Source organism: Streptomyces sp. NPDC086777, from assembly GCF_040702065.1.
Taxonomy (GTDB): domain Bacteria; phylum Actinomycetota; class Actinomycetes; order Streptomycetales; family Streptomycetaceae; genus Streptomyces.
This window is the reverse complement of the sequence record NZ_JBFBJI010000009.1, coordinates 134,545-153,513: the sequence shown is the minus strand read 5'-3', so window position 1 is coordinate 153,513 and position 18,969 is coordinate 134,545. Positions and strand designations below refer to the sequence as shown.

At 69.9% G+C, this 18,969-nt stretch carries 19 protein-coding genes, 1 tRNA gene and 1 pseudogene; 17 read left to right on the top strand and 4 right to left on the bottom strand.

Annotated features, from left to right (window positions below; genetic code table 11):
• From AB0472_RS15410 to AB0472_RS15390, 5 genes are all read left to right on the top strand, one after another.
• Entirely contained in the window at positions 1-861 is an 861-nt protein-coding gene (locus AB0472_RS15410; RefSeq protein WP_366356765.1) for a hypothetical protein, read from the top strand.
• Complete coding sequence (locus AB0472_RS15405) at positions 858-2,057, top strand: hypothetical protein (protein ID WP_366356764.1); 1,200 nt, start codon at positions 858-860, stop codon at positions 2,055-2,057. Before AB0472_RS15410 ends, AB0472_RS15405 begins: the two co-directional genes overlap by 4 nt.
• A 66-nt stretch (positions 2,058-2,123) precedes the next feature.
• Positions 2,124-3,044 carry a GH25 family lysozyme gene (locus AB0472_RS15400; protein WP_366356762.1) on the top strand — a complete coding sequence of 307 codons (921 nt, stop codon included), beginning with the start codon at positions 2,124-2,126 and terminating at the stop codon, positions 3,042-3,044.
• Between the two features lie 74 nt (positions 3,045-3,118).
• A complete protein-coding gene (locus AB0472_RS15395) occupies positions 3,119-3,355 on the top strand; it encodes a hypothetical protein (protein WP_366356761.1) in 237 nt (78 codons plus the stop codon).
• Positions 3,352-3,615, top strand: coding sequence for a hypothetical protein (locus AB0472_RS15390; protein WP_366356760.1), 264 nt, complete (start codon positions 3,352-3,354; stop codon positions 3,613-3,615). The genes AB0472_RS15395 and AB0472_RS15390 overlap by 4 nt, the downstream gene beginning before the upstream one ends.
• A gap of 59 nt (positions 3,616-3,674) precedes the next feature.
• Here AB0472_RS15390 and AB0472_RS15385 read toward each other — a convergent pair whose 3' ends face one another.
• Positions 3,675-5,027: a transcriptional regulator gene (locus AB0472_RS15385; protein ID WP_366356758.1), complete on the bottom strand. Its 1,353-nt coding sequence runs from the start codon at positions 5,025-5,027 to the stop codon at positions 3,675-3,677.
• A 152-nt stretch (positions 5,028-5,179) separates the two neighbouring features.
• Between AB0472_RS15385 and AB0472_RS15380 the strand changes: the two genes are divergently transcribed.
• The 4 genes from AB0472_RS15380 (at position 5,180) to AB0472_RS15365 (ending at position 7,593) form a co-directional block, all read left to right on the top strand.
• Positions 5,180-5,620, top strand: coding sequence for an ATP-binding protein (locus AB0472_RS15380; RefSeq protein WP_366356757.1), 441 nt, complete (start codon positions 5,180-5,182; stop codon positions 5,618-5,620).
• Positions 5,617-6,096 carry a hypothetical protein gene (locus tag AB0472_RS15375; RefSeq protein WP_366356756.1) on the top strand — a complete coding sequence of 160 codons (480 nt, stop codon included), beginning with the start codon at positions 5,617-5,619 and terminating at the stop codon, positions 6,094-6,096. Before AB0472_RS15380 ends, AB0472_RS15375 begins: the two co-directional genes overlap by 4 nt.
• 119 nt (positions 6,097-6,215) lie before the next feature.
• Entirely contained in the window at positions 6,216-6,677 is a 462-nt protein-coding gene (locus tag AB0472_RS15370) for a hypothetical protein (RefSeq protein ID WP_366356754.1), read from the top strand.
• Between the two features lie 88 nt (positions 6,678-6,765).
• Positions 6,766-7,593, top strand: a complete 828-nt coding sequence (locus AB0472_RS15365; protein ID WP_366356752.1) for a phosphotransferase — start codon at positions 6,766-6,768, stop codon at positions 7,591-7,593.
• A 641-nt stretch (positions 7,594-8,234) separates the two neighbouring features.
• Here AB0472_RS15365 and AB0472_RS15360 read toward each other — a convergent pair.
• Positions 8,235-8,345: pseudogene (locus AB0472_RS15360) on the bottom strand (diacylglycerol kinase family lipid kinase); the annotation flags it as partial.
• Between the two features lie 503 nt (positions 8,346-8,848).
• On the opposite strand from AB0472_RS15360, the gene AB0472_RS15355 reads away from it, so the two are divergent.
• The 8 genes from AB0472_RS15355 (at position 8,849) to AB0472_RS15320 (ending at position 18,183) form a co-directional block, all read left to right on the top strand.
• The gene (locus AB0472_RS15355) at positions 8,849-9,334 is read left to right on the top strand and encodes a GNAT family N-acetyltransferase (protein ID WP_366356750.1); all 486 of its coding nucleotides are present in this window, start codon (positions 8,849-8,851) and stop codon (positions 9,332-9,334) included.
• 259 nt (positions 9,335-9,593) lie between these two features.
• Positions 9,594-10,922 carry a helix-turn-helix transcriptional regulator gene (locus tag AB0472_RS15350; RefSeq protein ID WP_366356748.1) on the top strand — a complete coding sequence of 443 codons (1,329 nt, stop codon included), beginning with the start codon at positions 9,594-9,596 and terminating at the stop codon, positions 10,920-10,922.
• Between the two features lie 289 nt (positions 10,923-11,211).
• Complete coding sequence (locus tag AB0472_RS15345; RefSeq protein WP_366356747.1) at positions 11,212-11,865, top strand: toll/interleukin-1 receptor domain-containing protein; 654 nt, start codon at positions 11,212-11,214, stop codon at positions 11,863-11,865.
• Entirely contained in the window at positions 11,862-14,183 is a 2,322-nt protein-coding gene (locus tag AB0472_RS15340; RefSeq protein ID WP_366356745.1) for a hypothetical protein, read from the top strand. Before AB0472_RS15345 ends, AB0472_RS15340 begins: the two co-directional genes overlap by 4 nt.
• 65 nt (positions 14,184-14,248) lie before the next feature.
• Positions 14,249-15,154 (top strand): hypothetical protein, encoded by a 906-nt coding sequence (locus AB0472_RS15335; RefSeq protein ID WP_366356744.1) that lies wholly within the window; start codon positions 14,249-14,251, stop codon positions 15,152-15,154.
• Complete coding sequence (locus tag AB0472_RS15330) at positions 15,151-16,392, top strand: OmpA family protein (RefSeq protein ID WP_366356742.1); 1,242 nt, start codon at positions 15,151-15,153, stop codon at positions 16,390-16,392. Before AB0472_RS15335 ends, AB0472_RS15330 begins: the two co-directional genes overlap by 4 nt.
• 145 nt (positions 16,393-16,537) lie before the next feature.
• Positions 16,538-17,767 (top strand): hypothetical protein, encoded by a 1,230-nt coding sequence (locus tag AB0472_RS15325; protein ID WP_366356740.1) that lies wholly within the window; start codon positions 16,538-16,540, stop codon positions 17,765-17,767.
• Entirely contained in the window at positions 17,764-18,183 is a 420-nt protein-coding gene (locus tag AB0472_RS15320; RefSeq protein WP_366356739.1) for a hypothetical protein, read from the top strand. The genes AB0472_RS15325 and AB0472_RS15320 overlap by 4 nt, the downstream gene beginning before the upstream one ends.
• Before the next feature lie 47 nt (positions 18,184-18,230).
• Here the strand turns inward: AB0472_RS15320 and AB0472_RS15315 are convergent, their stop codons facing one another.
• Entirely contained in the window at positions 18,231-18,704 is a 474-nt protein-coding gene (locus tag AB0472_RS15315; protein ID WP_366356738.1) for an HIT domain-containing protein, read from the bottom strand.
• 138 nt (positions 18,705-18,842) lie between these two features.
• A tRNA-Ala gene (locus AB0472_RS15310) sits at positions 18,843-18,916 on the bottom strand.
• Positions 18,917-18,969: the final 53 nt, after the last annotated feature.

Genomic DNA, 18,969 nt, shown 5'->3' with positions numbered 1-18,969 from the left:
ATGGCCTACGTCCCGCAAGACGTCCTCGACCGCCTCGCCGCCCTCGAACGCGAGGTAAGGCAGCTGCGCGGGCGGGCGCAGATGCGGCCCGCCCTCAACCAGGTGTTGAACGGCGACGTGGTGATCGGCGAGGGCGGCCGGCTGATCGCCGAGGCACCCAACGGCAACCGCATCTTCATGACCGGCCAGACCCCCGCCGGAGACTGGGCCGTCGGCATCGCCCGCCCCACGGACGGATTGGCCGCACTCACCGTCGGCGACGAAGACGCTTCGGGCGCCGGCCAAATGATCCGGATGTGGAACCGCGACCAGGGCGTACGCGACGTGATCGTGATGGATGACGCGTACTCCGACCGGTTCCTCGGCCGCCCGTGGATGCCCATCGGCCTGTACCCGACCGCGCGCCAGTCCTACACCGGCACCACCTACGACACCGCGTGGTGGGGCGCAAGCCCCGCACACAACGCGGTCGCCGTGATCGTCGTCTTCACGTACGCCGGGACCGGCGGGGGACAGGTCAAGGTGTCCGCGACCCCGTCCGGCGGCACCGCGCGGACGCTCGCCGAGTACGACGTCGCCGCGAACACATGGACACAGCGCACCATCGAGGCGCCCCTCGACGGCGTCGAGTTCCTGCAATCGGTCGTGTGGGACGTCAGCCACCGCGCCAAGACCAGCGGGCAGAACGTCGAGACCCGCATGTACCGCGCCTACACCCGGAACACCTTCACCGCGGACGAGGCACCCGACGTTCCCGTACGGACCGCCGCCACGGTCGCCGCCGCCGACGCCGTCATCACCGCCGAGGCCGACGAGGGGGGTGTGATGTGCTCCCCGAGGGCATCCCCACCGTTCGCGTGACCGGACGGTTCCTGTTCCCCGACGGCCGGCCCCTGTCCGGGCAAGTCGTCTTCCGCGCACCGGCATTGATCACGTTCGGGGCGTACGACGTGATCCTCGGCGGGCCCGTCAAGGTCCCGCTCGACGCCACGGGCGCGTTCGAGGTCGAGCTACCGGCCACCGACGCCCCCGGCATGAACCCGAGCGGCTGGTCGTACTCGGTCGCCGAACAGCTCGCGGGCGTGTCCATGAACCGCGTCTATCAGGTCCTCTTGCCCACCAACGCGCCCGAGGTAGACCTCGCCGACCTCGCGCCGACCGACCCCTCGACCCCGAACTACGTCGCCGTACGAGGCGACTCCGCATACGAGGTCGCCGTCAAGGCCGGTTTCGTCGGGACCGTCACCCAGTGGCTCGCGTCCCTGGTCGGGCCCGCCGGAGCAGCAGGCGCCAGGGGCGCGACCGGAGCGACCGGCGCACCCGGAGCGACGGGAGCAACGGGAGCGACCGGCCCGCAGGGACCGAAGGGCGACCAGGGCGCGGCGGGCGCACCGGGCGTCGTCCAGTCCGTCAACGGCATATCGGCCGCCGCGGTCGTCCTCGCCGCCGCCGACGTGGGGGCCGTCGCCACCACCGCACTCGGCGCCGCATCCGGGGTCGCCACCCTCGGCACCGACGGCATCCTCACCAGCGCGCAGCGCCCCACCTACACCGCCGCCCAGGTGGGCGCCATCGCCACCGGCACGGCCGTACTCCTCACCGGGGCCCAGACCGTTGCCGGCAACAAGACGTTCAGCGGCAACGTGATCGTTCAGGGTGTCGGACAGACGCAGGCCGTCACCAAGTCGGCCGACACCTCCCGCACCAGTACCGCCGCTGTCGCCGCCGACACACACCTGACCCTGCCTGTGGTCGCCAGCGCGACGTACATCGTCGAGGCCGTTCTCGTATGGACCAACGGGGGCGGAGGCTTCCGCGCCAGCTGGACCGCGCCGAGCGGCGCAACGATGGTGTGGACCGACAACGACGGCGGGGGCGCCTCCGCCCTCGGCACCGACTTGACGTTCAGCGTCACCACCGGGACCACCTTCCAAGGCGCACTGATCGTCGGCACCACGGCCGGAAGCCTCACGCTCCGGTGGGCGCAGAACAGTTCCAACACCGCGGCAACGGTCCTGCTCGCCGGCTGCTACCTCAAGCTCGAACGCGTCGCCTGACCCCCATACCTCCCGTACGCCCCGCGCACCGCGCCGGGCGTTTTTTCATGTCTGGAGACACCCACCATGACCAGCACCTCGCGCGGCATCGACGTTTCCGCGTACCAGCCCGCCCAGGACTGGAAGGCACTCAAGGCCGACGGCCTCACCTTCGCGTTCGCCAAGGCGAGCGAGGGTCAGAAGACCCACGACCCCAAGTTCGCGACCCACATCAAGGGCATCAAGGCCGCCGGTCTGATCGCCGGCGCGTATCACTTCGCGTGGCCGAACCAGTCCGCCGCCACCGAGGCCGCGAACTACATCGCCGCCGTCAAGGCGCACGCCGGTCCCGGCTTCCTGCACTGGCTCGACCTGGAGGCGTACAGCGACCGCCGCAACTACCAGGGCCGCACCGCCGCCCAGATCAGGGCGTACGCCTCGGCATGGATCGCCGCGGTGAAGAAGGCATTCCCCGGGCAGGTCGTCGGCATCTACACGTCCGCCTCGGACATCGCCGCCGGGCACGTCCCGTCGGGTGTGTCCCTGTGGTACCCCGCGTACCCGTGGGGAGCGGCGACCTACGCCCGAGCAGAGGCCGCTACCCGGCCCAAGCCGAGCGGGCGCACCGTGACGTTCTGGCAGTTCACTTCGACCCCCGTCGACCGGAACATCGCGTACCTGTCCCCCTCGGCACTGCGCGAGTGGGCCCAGGGCAACACCGACGACGGGGACGACGAGCCGGCGAAGTACACCCCGCCGAAGTTCCCGGCCGGCCTCGCCCCGAACAAGGCCAAGCCCTCGGCCCGCACGCTTCAGCGCGCGCTCAAGGCCGCCGGGTTCATGTCCAAGAGCGTCACCGAGTCCGACAACTACGGGCCCAAGACGCAGGCAGCCGTGACCGCGTTCCACAACAAGCACCCGCAATACCGCGCCGAGGGCGTCACCCGCGACCCCGCTATCGGCCCGCAGGGATGGGCCGCCCTGTTCCGCCTCGCCTACGGCAAGTAGGCACCTCGCCCGCCCCGGCACCGCGCCGCCGGGGCGGGCCCCCGTACCCGCACTCTCCGAAACGAGGAACCCTCATGAGCCCCGCCAACAAGCGCACCGTCCGCACCGTCATTCAGGGCGTCGTCATGTTCGCCGTCGCCCTCCCCGCCATCGTGAACGCGTCCGGCATCCCCGAGTCCCTGCCGTGGGTAGCGGGGGCCGTCGCCGTCGCCGCCGGCGTCGCGCGTGTCATGGCCCTGCCCGCCGTCGAGCAGCTGCTCGACCGTGTCGGCCTCGGCCTGGTCGACGACGACCAGGGCGGTACCGCATGACCACACCGACGCCCCCACCCGAGTCGGTCGCCGTCGAGTTGGAGAAGCTACGCGGCACCATGGCCGAAGGGTTCGCACGGGTCGACGGTTCCCTCGCCCTGCTCGTTCAGCGGGGCGACCAGACCGACCGGCAACTCGCCGACCACGACCAACGCCTCGACGCCCTCGAACGCGCCCGATGGCCTCTGCCGTCCATCGCCGCTCTGGTCGCCGCTCTCGGCCTCGCCCTGTCCGTCTGGCAGTTCGCCACCGCCAAATAGCAGAACGCCCCCGTACGGCCACGAACGGCCGTACGGGGGCGTTCTCTGCGTTCACGGGCCTACGCCGCGGTGACCAGCTCCCGCGCCCGCTCTGTGAAGTCAGCCACCAGACGGTTACCGCCGAAGGGCCGCATGCGACGGGTGAGATCCTGCACGGCCTCGACCGCCCTCGAACTCTTCACTTGGCCCGCGAGTCGCAGCGTGCGCATGCCGGCCGCGTACGCCCCGTCAACGTCCCGCCGTTGCAGGTGGGACACGGCAAGCGCCGCTTGCGACATGGCGCCGCGGCGGGCCCTCTTCTGCATGCGCGCGTGGTCGATGGACCGGCGGGCGTGTTCCTCCGCCGACTCCGCATCGCCCAGGTCCCGGAAGGTATTGGCATGCTCCCCGTGGAGGTACGCGGGGTCGATGAACGCTGCCCACTCCGCTTCTTCGGCGAGGTCGATGCGTTCGGCTGCCCGTTCCGACTGCACGACCGCGTGAGCGGCCGCCGTCTTGTCGCCGAGGATGGCGAGTGCCCGAGCTTCCAGGCACCACAGGTCAGCGAGGCATGCCGGCGAGGTCGCCCTCGACAACCCCTGTCGCCCCGCCTGTGCCAGGCGCCGACCCTCGCGCGGGTCACCCAAGAGGGTTGCCTGATCGGCCATCCCGGCAAGGACATGCGCGCCCAGCGAAGCATTCCGCGATTCTTCGGCGAGGCGTAGCGACTGGATCAAGTAGCGCTGCGCAATCGCGTGTTCGCCGTTGTCGTAGGCCATCCAGCCTAGGAGATAGGTCTGTTCCGCAGCCGCCTCGCACAGCGCGTACCGCACCTGCTCGTCATGCGACCGGCGAAGCAGCGGATAGACGTGCTGGTTCATGTACTCGGCCAGCACCAGACGCCCGGATCCTCCGCCTTGGAAGATGTCCATCTGCTGAAACGTGCTGAACATGTTCCGGACGGCCGTCACGTCTTCCAGCCGCACGCGCGGCCCCGGCTCCGGTTCCTGGTCAAGGGTGTTGAGTAGCCAGTCCCGCGAGGGACCGACCCCGGCCACCGCTGCGAACGGCGCGGCTGCAAGGAACTTCCGACGATCCACGTCAGCTCTCCCCAGGTCGGCGACGACTTCCACCGTAACCGCGAAACTGGGGTCGTAGGCGAGGCCGGCGTCGACCGAACTCCCCTCCCCGAGACCCAAGTCGTACGTCGTCACGCGGAAGCCGAAGTGGTCGGAGAACACCGCGGCCAACAGATCCGGGATAGGCGCGCGGGGCGTTCCGCCTTCCAACCAGCCCCGAACCCGAGTTGCGTTCGTAGCAATGTTGGGCTGGCCCCACTCCCGCGCCTTCGATTGCACGCGCCGCGCGAGATCCTTCCGGCTGATCCCGGAACGCTCAAGCCAGTACGCAAGAGCCTCATTCGGTGACGTCATCCCCGCACCCTTCACGACTGTGGGTACCGAAAGCGACACCCTTCGACACCCCCCTCGACGGTACCCCGAGCCGCGCCGCGCGTGTTGCCTAGTCGGACGAACCATCCGGTCCGCGCCCTGGGCCGGGACGGTCAACCCGTAAGGGGAGACACATGATCGAACGACGACGGACCACCGCGCCCGCCTGCTGCGCACCCGCTGACGGCCCCCCGCCGGTGCTGCTCTTGGCGGGTGAGGCCGTGTCAGCCGGCGTCGCCCGAAAGTTCGTGCGCGATCACTTCGAGTACGAATTACCGGACGCGTCCGCCGAGTACATCGACGCGGTCGAACTGGTGACGTGCGAGCTGGTCACCAACGCCATCCGCTACGGCACGGCTCCCGGCGACTCAATGCGGGTCGAACTCGACGTCAACGACACCCGAACCCGAGTGGAGGTACAAGACCCTGTGAAGCGCCGCCCCCGGCCCCGCCCCGAGTTACAAGAGAGCGAAGGAGGCCGCGGCCTGATCATCCTTGACGCCCTGTGCGCCGATTGGGGCGTCACCGACGCACTGTCCGGCAAGACCGTGTGGGCCGAGGTGAAGGCATCATGACCGCGCCGCCCCTCGACATACCCCCAGGCCCCGGATTCGTCGCCACCGTGACCGCCGCAACCGGCATCCACCGGAACGGCACGAAGGCAACCGCTCAGTTACTCATCACGCACCCCGGACCACGCCGCCAACACGAGACCCTCGAAACCGTCACGGAAGGCATGCGACGCCTCGCAACCGCGTTGCACCTCGGCCCTGGTGATCAGCCTGCGCCACCCATCGGCAGACAGCTCATGCTCAGCCGTGGGCGCGTCGCGCTCGACTACGGACACGATCAGTACGTGATGACGGTCCCGCAACCGTCACAGGACTGGTTAGCCCTGGTCTCCGTGGGCGCCGGTTGCCGTCTGTATCTCACGTTGGCCCCCCTCGCGCTGGGCGCCGACAGGGCCGAGACCATGCGGCACCTCACCGAGAGTCTCGAACGCAGTCAGCTCATGTGGGGAACGACGTTCCTCCGCCGGCGCCTCAGCTGAACCGGCAGACGGGCCGCCCCGAGGTGGATTGGACCCCGGGCCGACCCGCTGAGACCGAGCGTAACCGGCCGAGAGTCCTGCAAGTGCCAGCACCCACCACAAGTCATGGAGGCAAGCACGTGACCACCGCACAGGAACGCCCTGCAACCGACGCGCGAACGTTGATCAGCACGGAACTGCGCGAAACCCTGGTCGACAACATGCGGGCCAAGTTCCCGCAGCTGACGGAGGAGAAGGCCGACCGCGGCGTCGGGCAGATGCTCGCGTTCCTCGCCGCATGCGACTTCAGCGTGAGGCCGCTCAGCCCCTCGCCGCTCGTCGATGACTTCTGGCACGCCTTCCTGCTCCACACCAAGGCGTACCGGGAGTTCTGCGAGAAGACGTTCGGCCGGTTCCTGGACCACCAGCCCGGATACCTCGACCCGGAGGAGCACGGCGGCGGCAAGGCCCTCCGGGCGCGGACGGTCGACGCGATCACGCTCGCCGGGTACGAGATCGACATGGAGTTCTGGCCCGAGCTGGACCTCGCCGAGTGCTCGCAGTGCCACGCGAACTGCTCGGACAGCCCGAACCACCCGTAGCAGTACCCTCGCCGGCCCCCGGTCTGTGCCACGCTGTGGCCAAGCCGGGGGTCCGGCCCCCTTGCACGACCAACGCAGGAGACCGCGGGTGGATCGCATCGAATGGCACGACCTACCAGCAGAAACCCGGGCCGCCGTCGAACGCCACACGGGCCCAGTCGACGACGCCCAGACCGCGCCGCACGGCGTCATGTCCCGACTTGCCTGCACCATCGACGCCCGAACCGGCCGAGCGTTCGTCAAAGGCACCCGCGAGGACGACCCACAGGCGTGGGTGTACCGCCACGAGGCCAAGGTCACGCAGTACGCGCCCCTTGCGCCTCGCGCACTATGGGAGGTCGACGCCGGCGGGTGGCGGCTGTACGGATACGAATACGTCGAGGGCCGGTACCCCGATCTGGGTCCAGGCTCGGACGATCTCGCCGCCCTCGTACGCACGCTCACCGCTGTATCGCAGACGCCATGGCCCGAGACTCTGAACAAGAAGCCGCTTCACACACGGTGGGCCGAGTTCCTGCCTCAGGACGTACCGAGCGGACTCCAAGGCAGAGCACTCGCCCACACGGACCTGTCCCCCCACAACATGCTTATGAAAGATGCCGGCGAGCTGCTTCTACTGGACTGGGCCCTTGCCTGCCCCGCCCCTGCGTGGGCAGACACCGCGCTGACCATCCCCCGCCTCATCGCCGCCGGCCACACGCCGGAGCAGGCCGAAGGGATCGCCCGGCAAGTCCCCGTGTACCAGGCCGCCACCCCTGACACCCTCACGTTGTTCGCGCGCACCGTCTACACCGCGTGGGAGGACTGGGAACGAACGCGTCCCATGCCTCACAGAGCCGTACTCACGGCCGCTGCCGAGACATGGGCCACGCACCGCGAAAAGGGCACGCCGACAGGCGCACACGCCCTCCCCTGATCGGCCTCGCCGTCCTTGATCCCCCGCAGGGGCGGCGAGGTCTCCAAACAGCGAACGACCCCGGCACCGTGACCACAGATGCCGGGGTTGCCCATCGCCTCTACCGCATATCGCCTCTGTTCAGAGCCCAATCGAGCCCAGCAGCTCCCCGAACTCGTCGAGGTCTTAACTAAGCAGTAGAACCAGTGCCCAGCTACCTACTTCGGTGAGCCCCCCAGCCGATCGCCGCAAGGACGGTAACGACGAAGCTGGAAGCCTCGGTTGTTGTCGCTGCGTGGGCGATCACAAGTGTGGCTCCAACCGACAGTGCTGCGATCGCCAGAATCAACGAGATCAGCTCCCCTTTGGAGGTGTCGCGTTGGGGCATGGCTGTCTTACGCTTGCGTGACAAAGGACTGTTCCTCTCTCGGATGCTCCCGAAGGGCACAGCGCCTTGGGGCCTCCAGCCGCTCACCGCCAAGTAGTGGGCTGGGGGCCCTTTTTGGGCGCGCAACAACCATCGTGCATATGTGGCGCGACCCACAACTGCTTCCGGAAAGTTTTTTTTGATTCCTCGGTGTCGACTAGGTCACAGCCGTACTTTCATGGGGTAATTCGCCACCTAGGCATTCGACTGAAAGGACTTTAGCCCTTTCCGCTCGCACAATCACACGCAGTGCACGGCGTACGCCTGCGAACATCACGCTCTTACGCAGTCCGAGGCGGTCACCGTCCACCCAGAAGGGCTCCGCCACCTTTGCATGCAAGGCGAAGCCGCACAGTTTCGCCGCACGTCACTGGCCAGCCGAAACGACCCAGATTCAAACACGCGAACGATAAACTCACCGCACCAAGCTCGGGCACGCCGGGCCACCCACTGCCGAGGTGGGCGCATTCGCAGTGACCCCGACTCACCGAACAGGCCGAGTCGCCGACCGAGAGTGCGCCCTGACAGCGCCCTCGGATACTTGAACCGCCGTTGAACGGCCACCCCGCCGTTCCCCCGCAGGGCGGTACGGCCCGCAACACACGTGACCCCGGCACCCTGAAACAGGTGCCGGGGTCACCTACCCCTACGCGCATGTTCGCCGGTCAGAGCCGCAGCAAGGCACTGCGCGCTTTGGGCGCGCTGCTCCAGATCACCGCAGGTCACGGTATGAGTGTTTTCCACACATAGACCGAGGTCACAGTCAGCACCAGGGCACGATACCGGCACACTGGACGCAGTCCCGTTGTCCACCGCGTTCACCGCCCGCACGAATATACGATGCCTCACATGAATATACGCCCGGTCGCCTTCGACCACCCCGACGCCGTCAAGCTGAACGACGAGGTCCAGGCCGAGTACCAGCTGCGCTACGGCGACGGCGGCGACGCCACCGTCCTCGACACGGCCGACTTCGCACCGCCGAACGGCGTCTACCTGATCGCGTACGACGAGTCCGACCGGCCGGTCGCCACCGGCGGCTGGCGCAGCCAGGACGCGAACGGCGAGGGCAACCAGGACGGCGACGCCGAGCTCAAGCGCATGTTCGTCATCGAGGCGATGCGCGGCCGGGGCCTCGCCCGCCGGATGCTCGCGGCCCTGGAGGCCGACGCCCATGCGGCCGGCCGCCTCCGCATGGTCCTGGAGACCGGCACCGAGCAGCCGGAGGCCATCGCCCTGTACACCTCCAGCGGCTACGAACCGTGCGTCAAGTTCGGCTACTACCGCCACTACGAGTCCAGCCGCTGCTTCGCGAAGGCCCTGCGTCAGGCTTGAGTCACCCCCTGCCGCCGCACACGTCACCGGGACACCAGGGCGAGACCCCGGCGATTCGTGGTTCTCGGCGCATCTCGCCTTCGCGGAGTACAGCCGGTGGACGTGGCAGGAAGCGGGCGCCAATCCCACGAAACCAGAACGCATTATCGAAGATACGGCTCAGATTCGGACATACGCTCGCACATATTAATTAAGTAGACGATCTTCTTTCCAAGTGTGGCAATATCCGTCCAGCAACGGAGCAAGGCGGGGAGCCACCATGTCACCAGCCCGGTCGGACTTCGGCCCGGAACTGCGCCGCAGGAGGGAGGAGTCCACGCTGTCACTGGCCCGACTGGCCGACGCGGTCCACATCTCGAAGTCGTACCTGAGCAAGATCGAGCGCGGACTCGCCACGCCCACGGGCAGGATGGCCCTCGCCCTGGACGCCAAGCTCCACGCGGGGGGAGAGCTTGCGGCGCTGCTGACGCCCGGACCCGCCGGGGAACGGAACCGGGACTCGGCCGCGGGCGCGTCGACGGGCGCCGCCTCCTGGTCCTTCCACCTGCACGACGACGGGGAGGGCGACTTCATGTCCCCCGGCCCGGCCGCCTCGGAGGCGGGAAGGATTCCCACCGTCGTCGCGCGCAGTGCCATCACCCCCGCCTCGCTCAACAACGCGCCGGCCGAGGCGATACTCCCGGTGTTCCGGGCCCTCTTCGACGAATGCCGCCGGCTCGGCCAGTTCTCCGGACCGGCCGTGGTGATCCCACTGAGCGTCACGGCGACCGCGACCCTCCGCGGACTGCGACGTGGCACGGCGCACGCACACCGGAGCGCCGCTCTGGGGCTCGCCGCACGTTTCGCCGAGTACACCGGGTGGATGTGGCAGGAGGCGGGTGACGACCGGGCCGCGCGGTACTGGACCGACCACGCGGCCGAAATCGCCGAGACCGTCGGAGACCAGGAGCTCGTGGCCTACGCCCTGTTGAGGCAGGCCGAACTCGCCCTGTATCAGGACGACTCGCTCGCCACCGTCGAGCTCGCCCGAGCTGCGGGGACGCGTGCCCGGGGCCTCCGCATCAGAGCACTCGCCGCGCAGCGCGAGGCTCAGGGGTACGCGCTCCTCGGCGACGAGGACGCCTGCCGCCGGGCTCTGGACCACGGCGCCGGCCTCCTGGACCAGTCGCAGCCGCAGCCGGACGGCACTCCCACCCTCGGCGGCACCCAGATTCCCGACCTCACCGCCTTCGTCAAGGCCTGGTGCCTGCGAGAACTCGGCCGACCGGAGGACGCGGTGACCCTGCTCGACACCGGCCAGGACGAGATCGCACCGTACGCGCTGCGCGCCAGAGCCCGCCACAGCGCGCGGCTGGCCCTGGCCCTGGCCGACGCCGGAGAGATCGAACGCGCCTGCGAGGTGGCCGAGTCCGTCGCCCACGACGTCATGACGACCGATTCGGCCACCGTACGAACCGACGTGAGGCAACTCCGTTCGGCACTGACCAGGCGCAGCGGGCATGCGGCAGTCCGTGAGGTCCTCCCGGTCATCGCCGCCGGCCTGAGCGGTGACGCCGCACCGCGCGCACGCCGCGGCTCAGCGGACTGAACCACCCCCCTGTGCGCCGCACCGCCACCGCGGACGCACCGAATCCAGCACGGGCGGACCTCCGTACGCGACCGGGCACATCCGTCGCCTCGATCCCATGCGGCCCCTGTGGACCGATTTTGTGTCCTGTTGCCGACACAAGTGGCGCCAGGCAACACCGTTGACCCCCCTCGGGGCGACTGAAAATGTCAGGTTTACGCACCGCCTTCGGTCATTCAGCGGCCTTCCCGCACGCCCGAGGCACACATGGCGAACCAGCCGTCTCTTCCATCGCGGAACGAGGAGCCCCGTGACCCCCTCTCTCTTCACCAATTTCCGTCGCGCTGACACGGGTTCCGTCGGCCCGCACATCGACACCAAGCTCCAGTGCGAGTTCGGCGCGCGGGCGGCGTTCCGGGACCAGCGCAGCCTCCCGAAGGGCCACGACTTCCGTGAACAGCTCGAACGGGCCGTCAGGAAGTGCGACCTCCTGCTCGTGGTCGTGGGAGCCCGGTGGGCGTCCGTGTCGGACGCCTCGGGCCGCCGCCTCATCGACCGTGCGGACGACTGGGTCCGCCGGGAGATCGCTCTCGCCGGCCTGTACAAGCTGCCCGTCATCCCCGTCCTGGTCGACGGCGCGCAACTCCCGGACGAGGATGAACTCCCCGCCGACATCCGGTACCTGGCATACCGGCAGGCCGTCTACTTCCGCCCGCACCAGGAGCACATCGACTTCCCTCCGCTCCTCGCCGCGATCCGCGAGGCCGTCCCCGATCTGGGGCCGAAGCGGCGCGGCGAGGGCGGCGGCGCGGGGACCGGCGGTGGAACCGCCTTCACCATCGAGCGGATGGACGGCGGCAACGCCATCTTCGGCGGCCGGTACAACTCGATCAACCACTACGACTCCACCACTCCGGCCACCGCTACGGACCCCGAGGACGACGACGACCTGGAGCACCCGTGAGCACCCCGGCGGACGATCACCGCGACGCCGACCCTGCCGCCTCCGGCACCGACCTCCCTGTCACGGAGGCACCGCAGCGGCAGGACGACCCCGTCGACGCGGCCACCCCCCTGTCCGCCGCCCCGGAGGACGGCACGGCGGCCCCGTCGGCTCCCGGCCCCCCGAAGGACGGCAGCGCCCTGGACGACAGCCAGGGAGCCACGGGCAGCTCGCACGCTCCCGGTCCGCGGCCGTCGGCACCCCGACCGTCCCGGGCCGCGGAGGACGAAGGCGAAACCGTCGAACCGATCTCCGGCGACCAGTTCTCCTTCCTGATCCGCCACTCCACCGGCAACGCGAACACGTACGGCGGACATCACAACACCGCCCTCTCGCTGAACCTGGCCGGCTCCCAACCCGTCGAGTTCCAGCGGACCCCGCTGGACGCCGGGGACATACAGCGGCGCCACCGTCTGCACGCACCGGTCCCGGATCACCGCTCGATGGCCGACTGCCTGACGTCGACGCACCTCGCCGTCGTGATCGGAGCCCGCGGTACCGGGCGGGACAACACCGCCCGGGTACTGCTGGCCGATGCCTGCGGCGCAGACCGGGTCGCCGTCCTGCACAGCGGAGGCACGGGACTGGCACAGGCCCTGGCCGAGCAGGCCGACCAGCAGCTCGCCAAGGGGCACGGCGTCGTGCTGGACCTGGGCACCGAGCTGCCCACACCGGCCGCCCTGGAGACCCTGGCGCTCCGGGCGGAGCGGATCGGGGCCCACGTGGTCCTGATCGTGCAGAGCGCCGGAGCGAAGATCGACGCGCTGTCACCGTACGCGTTCCGGCACACCGGGCCCGACTTGAAGGAGGTGCTCAAGGCTCACCTGGACTCTGCCCTCCAAAAGCACCGTGCAAAGGACCACGGGGCGGGGGAATGTCCGCGGCAGGCCCTGGGAGAGTTCCTGCGTGACGCGCTGCGGGACCCGCGTGTGGACGACGAGCTCCGTGCGAACCCACCGGTCCGCGAGGTCGTGTCCCTGGCGAGCACGCTGGCCGGCTACCTGCATCGTCCCGCAGAGGAACTCGGCCAGGCCTTCGGGGCCTGGCGCGACCGGCTGCGCACCCAGGCCCAGAACCTGCTCGGTCTGGGCTCGGCGCCCGATGCGGCACTCAGCCCTCACCAGCTGCCGTTGCGCCTCGCCTTCGTCCTGTTCGACGGCCTGCCCCTGTCCGACTTCATCCGGGCCGGGACGCTGCTCTGTGACGAGGTGCAGCGGGCCGAGACCCGCGAGGCCGCTCCCGAGCGCCGGGTCCTGGACCTGGTCATCGACCAGTTGGTCGATACCGGCGCGGGCATCGCCGCGGCACCGGACGCCGGCCTGTCCGACAATCCGCGCCGCGTCCGGCTCGCGGAGCCGGAGCTGATGGCGACCGTGCTCGACGTCGTCTGGCACGGGGCGGGGTGGCTGCGCGCACCACTGCTGCGGTGGCTGCGGACGCTGGCCGAGGACCGGCTGCCGCGGGTCCGGTCGAGGGCCGCGGTCATCGCAGGCCTCCTGCTGCGCCACGATCTCGACAGCGTCTACCGGGACCTCGTACAGTTCTGGGCCCGCGACGGGTCGGCACGGATCCGGCAGAACGCCGCCCTGTCCCTCGCGGTGGCCGTCGAGGCCGGGGACTCCTGGCTGACGGCACGGATCGACCGGCAGGTCGCCGACTGGGCCCGCAGCCCCACACCGCAGTTGCGGGACAGCGCGGCCCGGGCTTACGGCACGCTGGTGGGCACGCGGGATGTTCCGCGCACCCTGCAGGCCCTGGAAGCGCTGGGCGGCCGGCGCACTCCCGTCCGTTACGCCTCCATCGCCTACGCGACGGCCGCACTGTTCCTGACACCCGGTGGCGTCGAACCCGTCACCGAGGCGCTCGCCCGGTGGGTCAGGTGCCCGGACAACGACGCGTCCCCGCTCCGGCACGCGGTGGGGACCCTGCTCGTGCTCGGCCCGTACACCGTCGGGCTTGAACTGCCGTTCCGCCCGACGCTCGCCGACCGGGCGATGGCGAGTCCCGAGCGCGAGACGTCCCTTGCGCTGCTGTGGCGGCACGCACTGCTCGACCCGGACCACACGAAACTGGCGTGGGCGCTGCTGGAGCAGTGGCTCCTGGCCGGCGACAGGGACAGCGAGCTGTGCCTGTTCCTGGAGAGGTTCGCACCCCGCGTTCTCTCGACCGAACGGCACCTTCCCCGGGCCCTCTTCAACGTCGCCCGCACGGTGCAGCAGAACCCGGACGCGGCCTGCGCGCGACGCGTACTGCGCGCGATCCGCAAGCGCCGGACCTGAGCGCCGGCCCGCCCGGCCGCTCCCCACCACATCCCGCAGTCCAGCCGATCACAGGAGGATCAGCCATGCGACGACGGCCCAAGGGCCTGCTCGCCACCGTGCGCGAAGCGGTACGCACATGGTGGCATTCGAAGAACGGCGACGGCACCGGCGAGCCGCAGGCGGAGGACGCCCGCTCCGACGACGACACCGACGGAGCGGGACCGCGGAAAAAGGTGTCGGTGCAGTCACCGCCCGTGGAGAGCGCGATCCCCATGGCGGCCCACGGCGACGTGTTCTCCTTCCAGGTCTTTCCTGCCTTCCGGTGGACCAGTACGGAGATGTCCCGGGAGACGCTGAAGACCCGTGTCCGCCAGCACGAGGAGACGGCTCGGGAGGAACTGCTCCGGGTCGCCTGGACGGCCGCCCGCGCCTGTGCGCCGGACGACCCGGAGGCGGCCGAGCAGGCGATCAACACCAGGCTCTCGACAGACGGCAACTGGTGCTACGACGACGCACAGGGCCGCATCCGCTGCACACCGTCGGTCCGGGTGCGCGTCGATCCCGCCGTGCGTGATCACGTGCTGCAGTACCGCCTGGAGGAACTGACTCTGAAGGAGACACTGCGGGTCGGTGAGTTGAGGGCGAAGCGGGCGCGGGAGCTCACCGAGGCCTGGCTCGAAGTGATCAAGGACCTGGAACTGCTCGACGAACTCGACGCGCACAAGCGACGCCTGCTGGTGCCTTTCGCGTCCGCCTTCGCCGACGACGAGTTCCACGTGGTGATGTCGGCGCTGCGCAAGGAGCGCCTCACCAGCGTCCAGGCACTGCTGCGGGCACTCGAGGGCGCGAGCGGGGCACACCAGCGTTCCGGGATGTACGAGTTCACCACCATGTACGACACGGCGCTCAACGCCTTCCGCAAGGAGATGGGGCTCGGCCCGGGTGCCTGGGCCGGGGATCTCGTCATGCTGGAGGAGATGGAGCTGTGAGGACATCCCACCTCACCCGCGCGGCCGGCGCCCTGGCACCGGTCGTTCTGCTCGCCGCCCTGCTCGTCGGCTGCGACACGGACGATCCGAGAGCCGGCTGCGCCTGGATGAAGGACCAGGCCCCCGGCCCTCGCGCGGGCGCCACCGTCCTCCTGATGGACCGTTCGGCCTCCGTGCTCGGTGCCGGAGGACCCGACTACTCCGGAGCCGCCGACGCCCTGCTGCGGAAGAGGGTCGCGGCGGGCGACACGTTTTCCCTCGGCACCTTCGCGGGCGCCCCCGGAGACGTCGACTGGGCCTTCCGGAAGCGGTCCGCCGACTGGAAGAGGAGCGCGCGAGGTTCCGGCGGGCAGAAGTCCAACCGGGACCACGCGGTCGGATGCCTCACCGAGGACCTCACCACCGCTCAGCACGCGGTTCCCGCCCACGGCGGCACCGACGTCCTGGGCGCGCTGGCGACGGGCGTGGCCCTGCTGCGGGGGGTCGAGGGCTCACGGCGGCTGGTGGTGCTGAGCGACGGCCTGTCGACCACCGGCTGCGCCGACCTGCGCCAGGCCGCCTTCGGCTCCGAGGAGGAGATCAAGGCCATCGCGTCGGTGTGCGCCACCAAGGGCGAGTTCTCCGAACTGCCCGACCTGACTGGCGTCGACGTCACATTCGTGGGGTTGGGGCAGTCGGCCGAGGACCAGCCGTCGGCGAACCAGGGCCAGCGCGCATGGTTGGCCCGCCTGTGGAGAACCCTCTGCGAACGCGCGGGCGGGACCGCAGCGTCCTGCACGGCCGTCGACACCCCGGTCGGCCCGGCGCCCACCCCGCACGCCACCGGCCCGGTACCCGCCGACCCGACGGTGCCGTACCGGGACGGCCGCTCCCGGACGTATCCGCTGCCGGGTGCCGCGTTGTTCGACACCGGCTCCGCAGAGCTGCGCCCGACGGCCACGGCGCCGCTCGCCGACATCGCCGTCCGAGCGCGCACCACACCGGGACTCGACCGCGTCGAGGTCGACGGTTACGTCGATCCGCGTGGTGGCTCCGGCAACGACCGGTCGCTCTCCCAGAGCCGCGCGAACGCGGTGGCCGAGGTGCTCGCCGAGCACGGGGTGCCCAGGGCACGCGTCCACGCGCTCGGCCAGGGGGTGTCCCCAGGGTGCCCCGCAAGCAGGTCCACCGACGACATGTCCGCCAAGGAGCGGCTCCAGTGCGACCGCCGCGTGGACATCCGCGTCTTCTGGAAGTGAGGTCGGACGCCGAGCTATGAACGTGAACGGCAGTAACGGTTCTGGACCTGGGGGTCCCCGCGAGTCGCCGATACCCTGCACCAGACCCTTCCTCCCTCTGGTCGACCCGAACGGTCAGCGCCAGGCCGGGCGCCCCGTGGACCCTGTGGACAGCCAGGAGCACGCGGCGCTGACGCGTGCCTTCACCCGGGGCAACACCGACCTGGCCAAGGCCCAGTCCTCCCTCGGCGAAATGGGCGACGCACTCCACGAGACATTCCAGTCCGCGCGGGAGGCCATCGACGTGGTGCGGTGGTTCGCGGCCCGCCGCTCAGCGGGGCAGGCACGAGACGACGTCAAGGAGGTAAGGAACCGGCACGCCGCGGACGGGCCGGAGGACCGGCGCCACGGACGGCGACCGTGGAAGTGGCTGCGGTGGGTCATGCTCGTGCTCAGCTCGCTCTTCGAACTGCCCTTCGTCGGGGAGGCCGTGGTTCTTCTCCTGGATCTGCCGGACGCGCACGGCCTGGCGAACACGGCGATCCACGCATTCGGCTATCTGGCCGCGATCGGGGTGTCCTGCCTCCAGTTCGCCATGGCCTCCGTACTCGCCCGTTCGCTCTTCCGGCTCCGGGAGCGCAACGACCGCCGCCTCGCACGCGTACGGCGTGCCCCCTGGGCCGCCTGGCGGTACCTGTGGCGGCTGGACGGTCCGCGGGAGGAGACCCGGCGGCCCGACGACCTTCCCTGGCCCGGCCTGACGCTGCCGGTGCTCGGCAACGCGCTGCTCGTCGGCCTGCTCGCGGCGACCGCCCACAGCCGCGCAAAGCAGAGCAACCAGGTCACTGCGACCTTCGGGGAGAACGGCTACCTCATGGCGGTCTTCGTCCTCACCGCTCTCAGCCTCGCCACGCTGACCACAGCGGTCCTCGCGCACAATCCGTACGCCGAGAGCTGCAAGAAGGCAAAGAAGGACCTGTCCTCCGCCGAGGGCCAGGTGCGCATGATGGTCCCGGCGGCGCGAGAGCGGATCACCGCGCACGCCGCGTCCTGGCACCGGCTGTCCGCCGCCGTGGAGTGGGCCGCGGCCGAGGCGCGCCGGGTGGTGGACGACGCGTGCGCCGCAATCGTCGACGAGCGGGCCGAGACCGGGCTGGCCGGCACCCTGCGACTGCCGCTACGGGAGTACGCCCTGCCCGTGGACGAGGAGAGCAGCGGAGGAGCCACCCCCCGGCTGCGCCTGGACATCCTGGACCACTACACCGACCTGCTGAACCAGTACGCCCCAGATCTGCTGGAGGATCAGTTGGAGGACCTCGTCGATGAACTGCACCGCCAGTTCCTGATCCCTGACGCGCCCGCGCGGTTCGCCCCGGCAGCGGCGCCGCAAGAATGAGCCGGCGCCCGCACCTCAGTGAGCAGGACGTCAAACACCTGGAACTGCTGCAGAGCGTGATCTCCCGGCTGGGCAACAACTCCTTCCTGGTCAAGGGCTGGTGCATCACGCTCGACAGCACGCTGATCGCCGTGGCACACGGCCGCACGCCCTGGAGGACGATTCCGGTGACCGCGACCGTGGCGATCGGATTCTGGCTGCTCGACGGCTACTACCTTCGTCAGGAGCGGCTGTTCCGGGGCCTGCACGAGAAGGTCGTCACCGGCGGGGAGGCCCCTCCACCCCCGTTCACGATGGACGCCCACCGCTACGGCGGCGAAGCGCCCTGGCTGCCCGTACTGCTGTCTCGGCCGATGCTGTTCTGCTACGGGTCGCTCGTCATCGCCGGCACTCTGCTGACCCTCTTCCTGAGCTGACCTCCCACGGCCCCCCACCACCCGGTGCGCCGGCTCCGCCGCGGTGCTCAGCGCCAGGCGGGGCGGTGGGCCGTCCACCGTGGGCGCCGGTCTCCCGGACGAGGCGGGTTGTCCCCGGCAGCCGAGGTCGTCCAGGGCAACGCGATCCCGTCTCCCTGACGGCGGGGCACCACGTGGACATGCAGATGCGGGACCGTCTGCGTGGCGATCGCACCCCGCGAGGTGATCACATTGCAATCGCCCACCTCGGCGGCGAGCTCGGCGGCGTGCCTCATCGTCATCGCGGACACGGCCGGATCGGCCGCCACATCGGGGACATGCGTCTTGGGCAGCACGAGCACATGTCCCGGCGTGACACCGCCACCCCGCGGGCGGATGGCCAACGCTCCCTGCCATTCACGGACGACGCGCGCGGGTGCGGCGCCCCGAACAATGCGACAGAACGGGCAGTCCGCCTCAGGAAGCCGGCCGGGGCCGACCGTCCCGTGCACCGTGCCGCGGTCCTGCGCTCGCTGGTCCATCACTCCTCCAAGTGACGTTCACCGCACGCCGGTGCGCCCGGCTGGAACAGCTTCGGAAATGACAAGATCCCGACCGATCTGGAGATCGGTCGGGATCTTGTCAACCATCCCTGAGCAGACTCAGAGACAGCCGTGCAGTGGACCTGAGGGGATTTGAACCCCTGGCCCCCTCGATGCGAACGAGGTGCGCTACCGGACTGCGCCACAGGCCCTTGCAACGAGTGAAACTCTAGCATCCCCGTCGGGGTGCTTGGAAATCCGTTCC

What these genes read in the sequence shown, in the direction of transcription:
- AB0472_RS15315 (WP_366356738.1), bottom strand. Translation starts at nt 18,704, where the DNA reads ATGGACCAGCGAGCGCAGGACCGCGGCACGGTGCACGGGACGGTCGGC.
- AB0472_RS15335 (WP_366356744.1), top strand. Translation starts at nt 14,249, where the DNA reads ATGCGACGACGGCCCAAGGGCCTGCTCGCCACCGTGCGCGAAGCGGTA.
- AB0472_RS15390 (WP_366356760.1), top strand. Translation starts at nt 3,352, where the DNA reads ATGACCACACCGACGCCCCCACCCGAGTCGGTCGCCGTCGAGTTGGAG.
- AB0472_RS15380 (WP_366356757.1), top strand. Translation starts at nt 5,180, where the DNA reads ATGATCGAACGACGACGGACCACCGCGCCCGCCTGCTGCGCACCCGCT.
- AB0472_RS15410 (WP_366356765.1), top strand. Translation starts at nt 1, where the DNA reads ATGGCCTACGTCCCGCAAGACGTCCTCGACCGCCTCGCCGCCCTCGAA.
- AB0472_RS15355 (WP_366356750.1), top strand. Translation starts at nt 8,849, where the DNA reads ATGAATATACGCCCGGTCGCCTTCGACCACCCCGACGCCGTCAAGCTG.
- AB0472_RS15350 (WP_366356748.1), top strand. Translation starts at nt 9,594, where the DNA reads ATGTCACCAGCCCGGTCGGACTTCGGCCCGGAACTGCGCCGCAGGAGG.
- AB0472_RS15395 (WP_366356761.1), top strand. Translation starts at nt 3,119, where the DNA reads ATGAGCCCCGCCAACAAGCGCACCGTCCGCACCGTCATTCAGGGCGTC.
- AB0472_RS15375 (WP_366356756.1), top strand. Translation starts at nt 5,617, where the DNA reads ATGACCGCGCCGCCCCTCGACATACCCCCAGGCCCCGGATTCGTCGCC.
- AB0472_RS15320 (WP_366356739.1), top strand. Translation starts at nt 17,764, where the DNA reads ATGAGCCGGCGCCCGCACCTCAGTGAGCAGGACGTCAAACACCTGGAA.
- AB0472_RS15400 (WP_366356762.1), top strand. Translation starts at nt 2,124, where the DNA reads ATGACCAGCACCTCGCGCGGCATCGACGTTTCCGCGTACCAGCCCGCC.
- AB0472_RS15385 (WP_366356758.1), bottom strand. Translation starts at nt 5,027, where the DNA reads ATGACGTCACCGAATGAGGCTCTTGCGTACTGGCTTGAGCGTTCCGGG.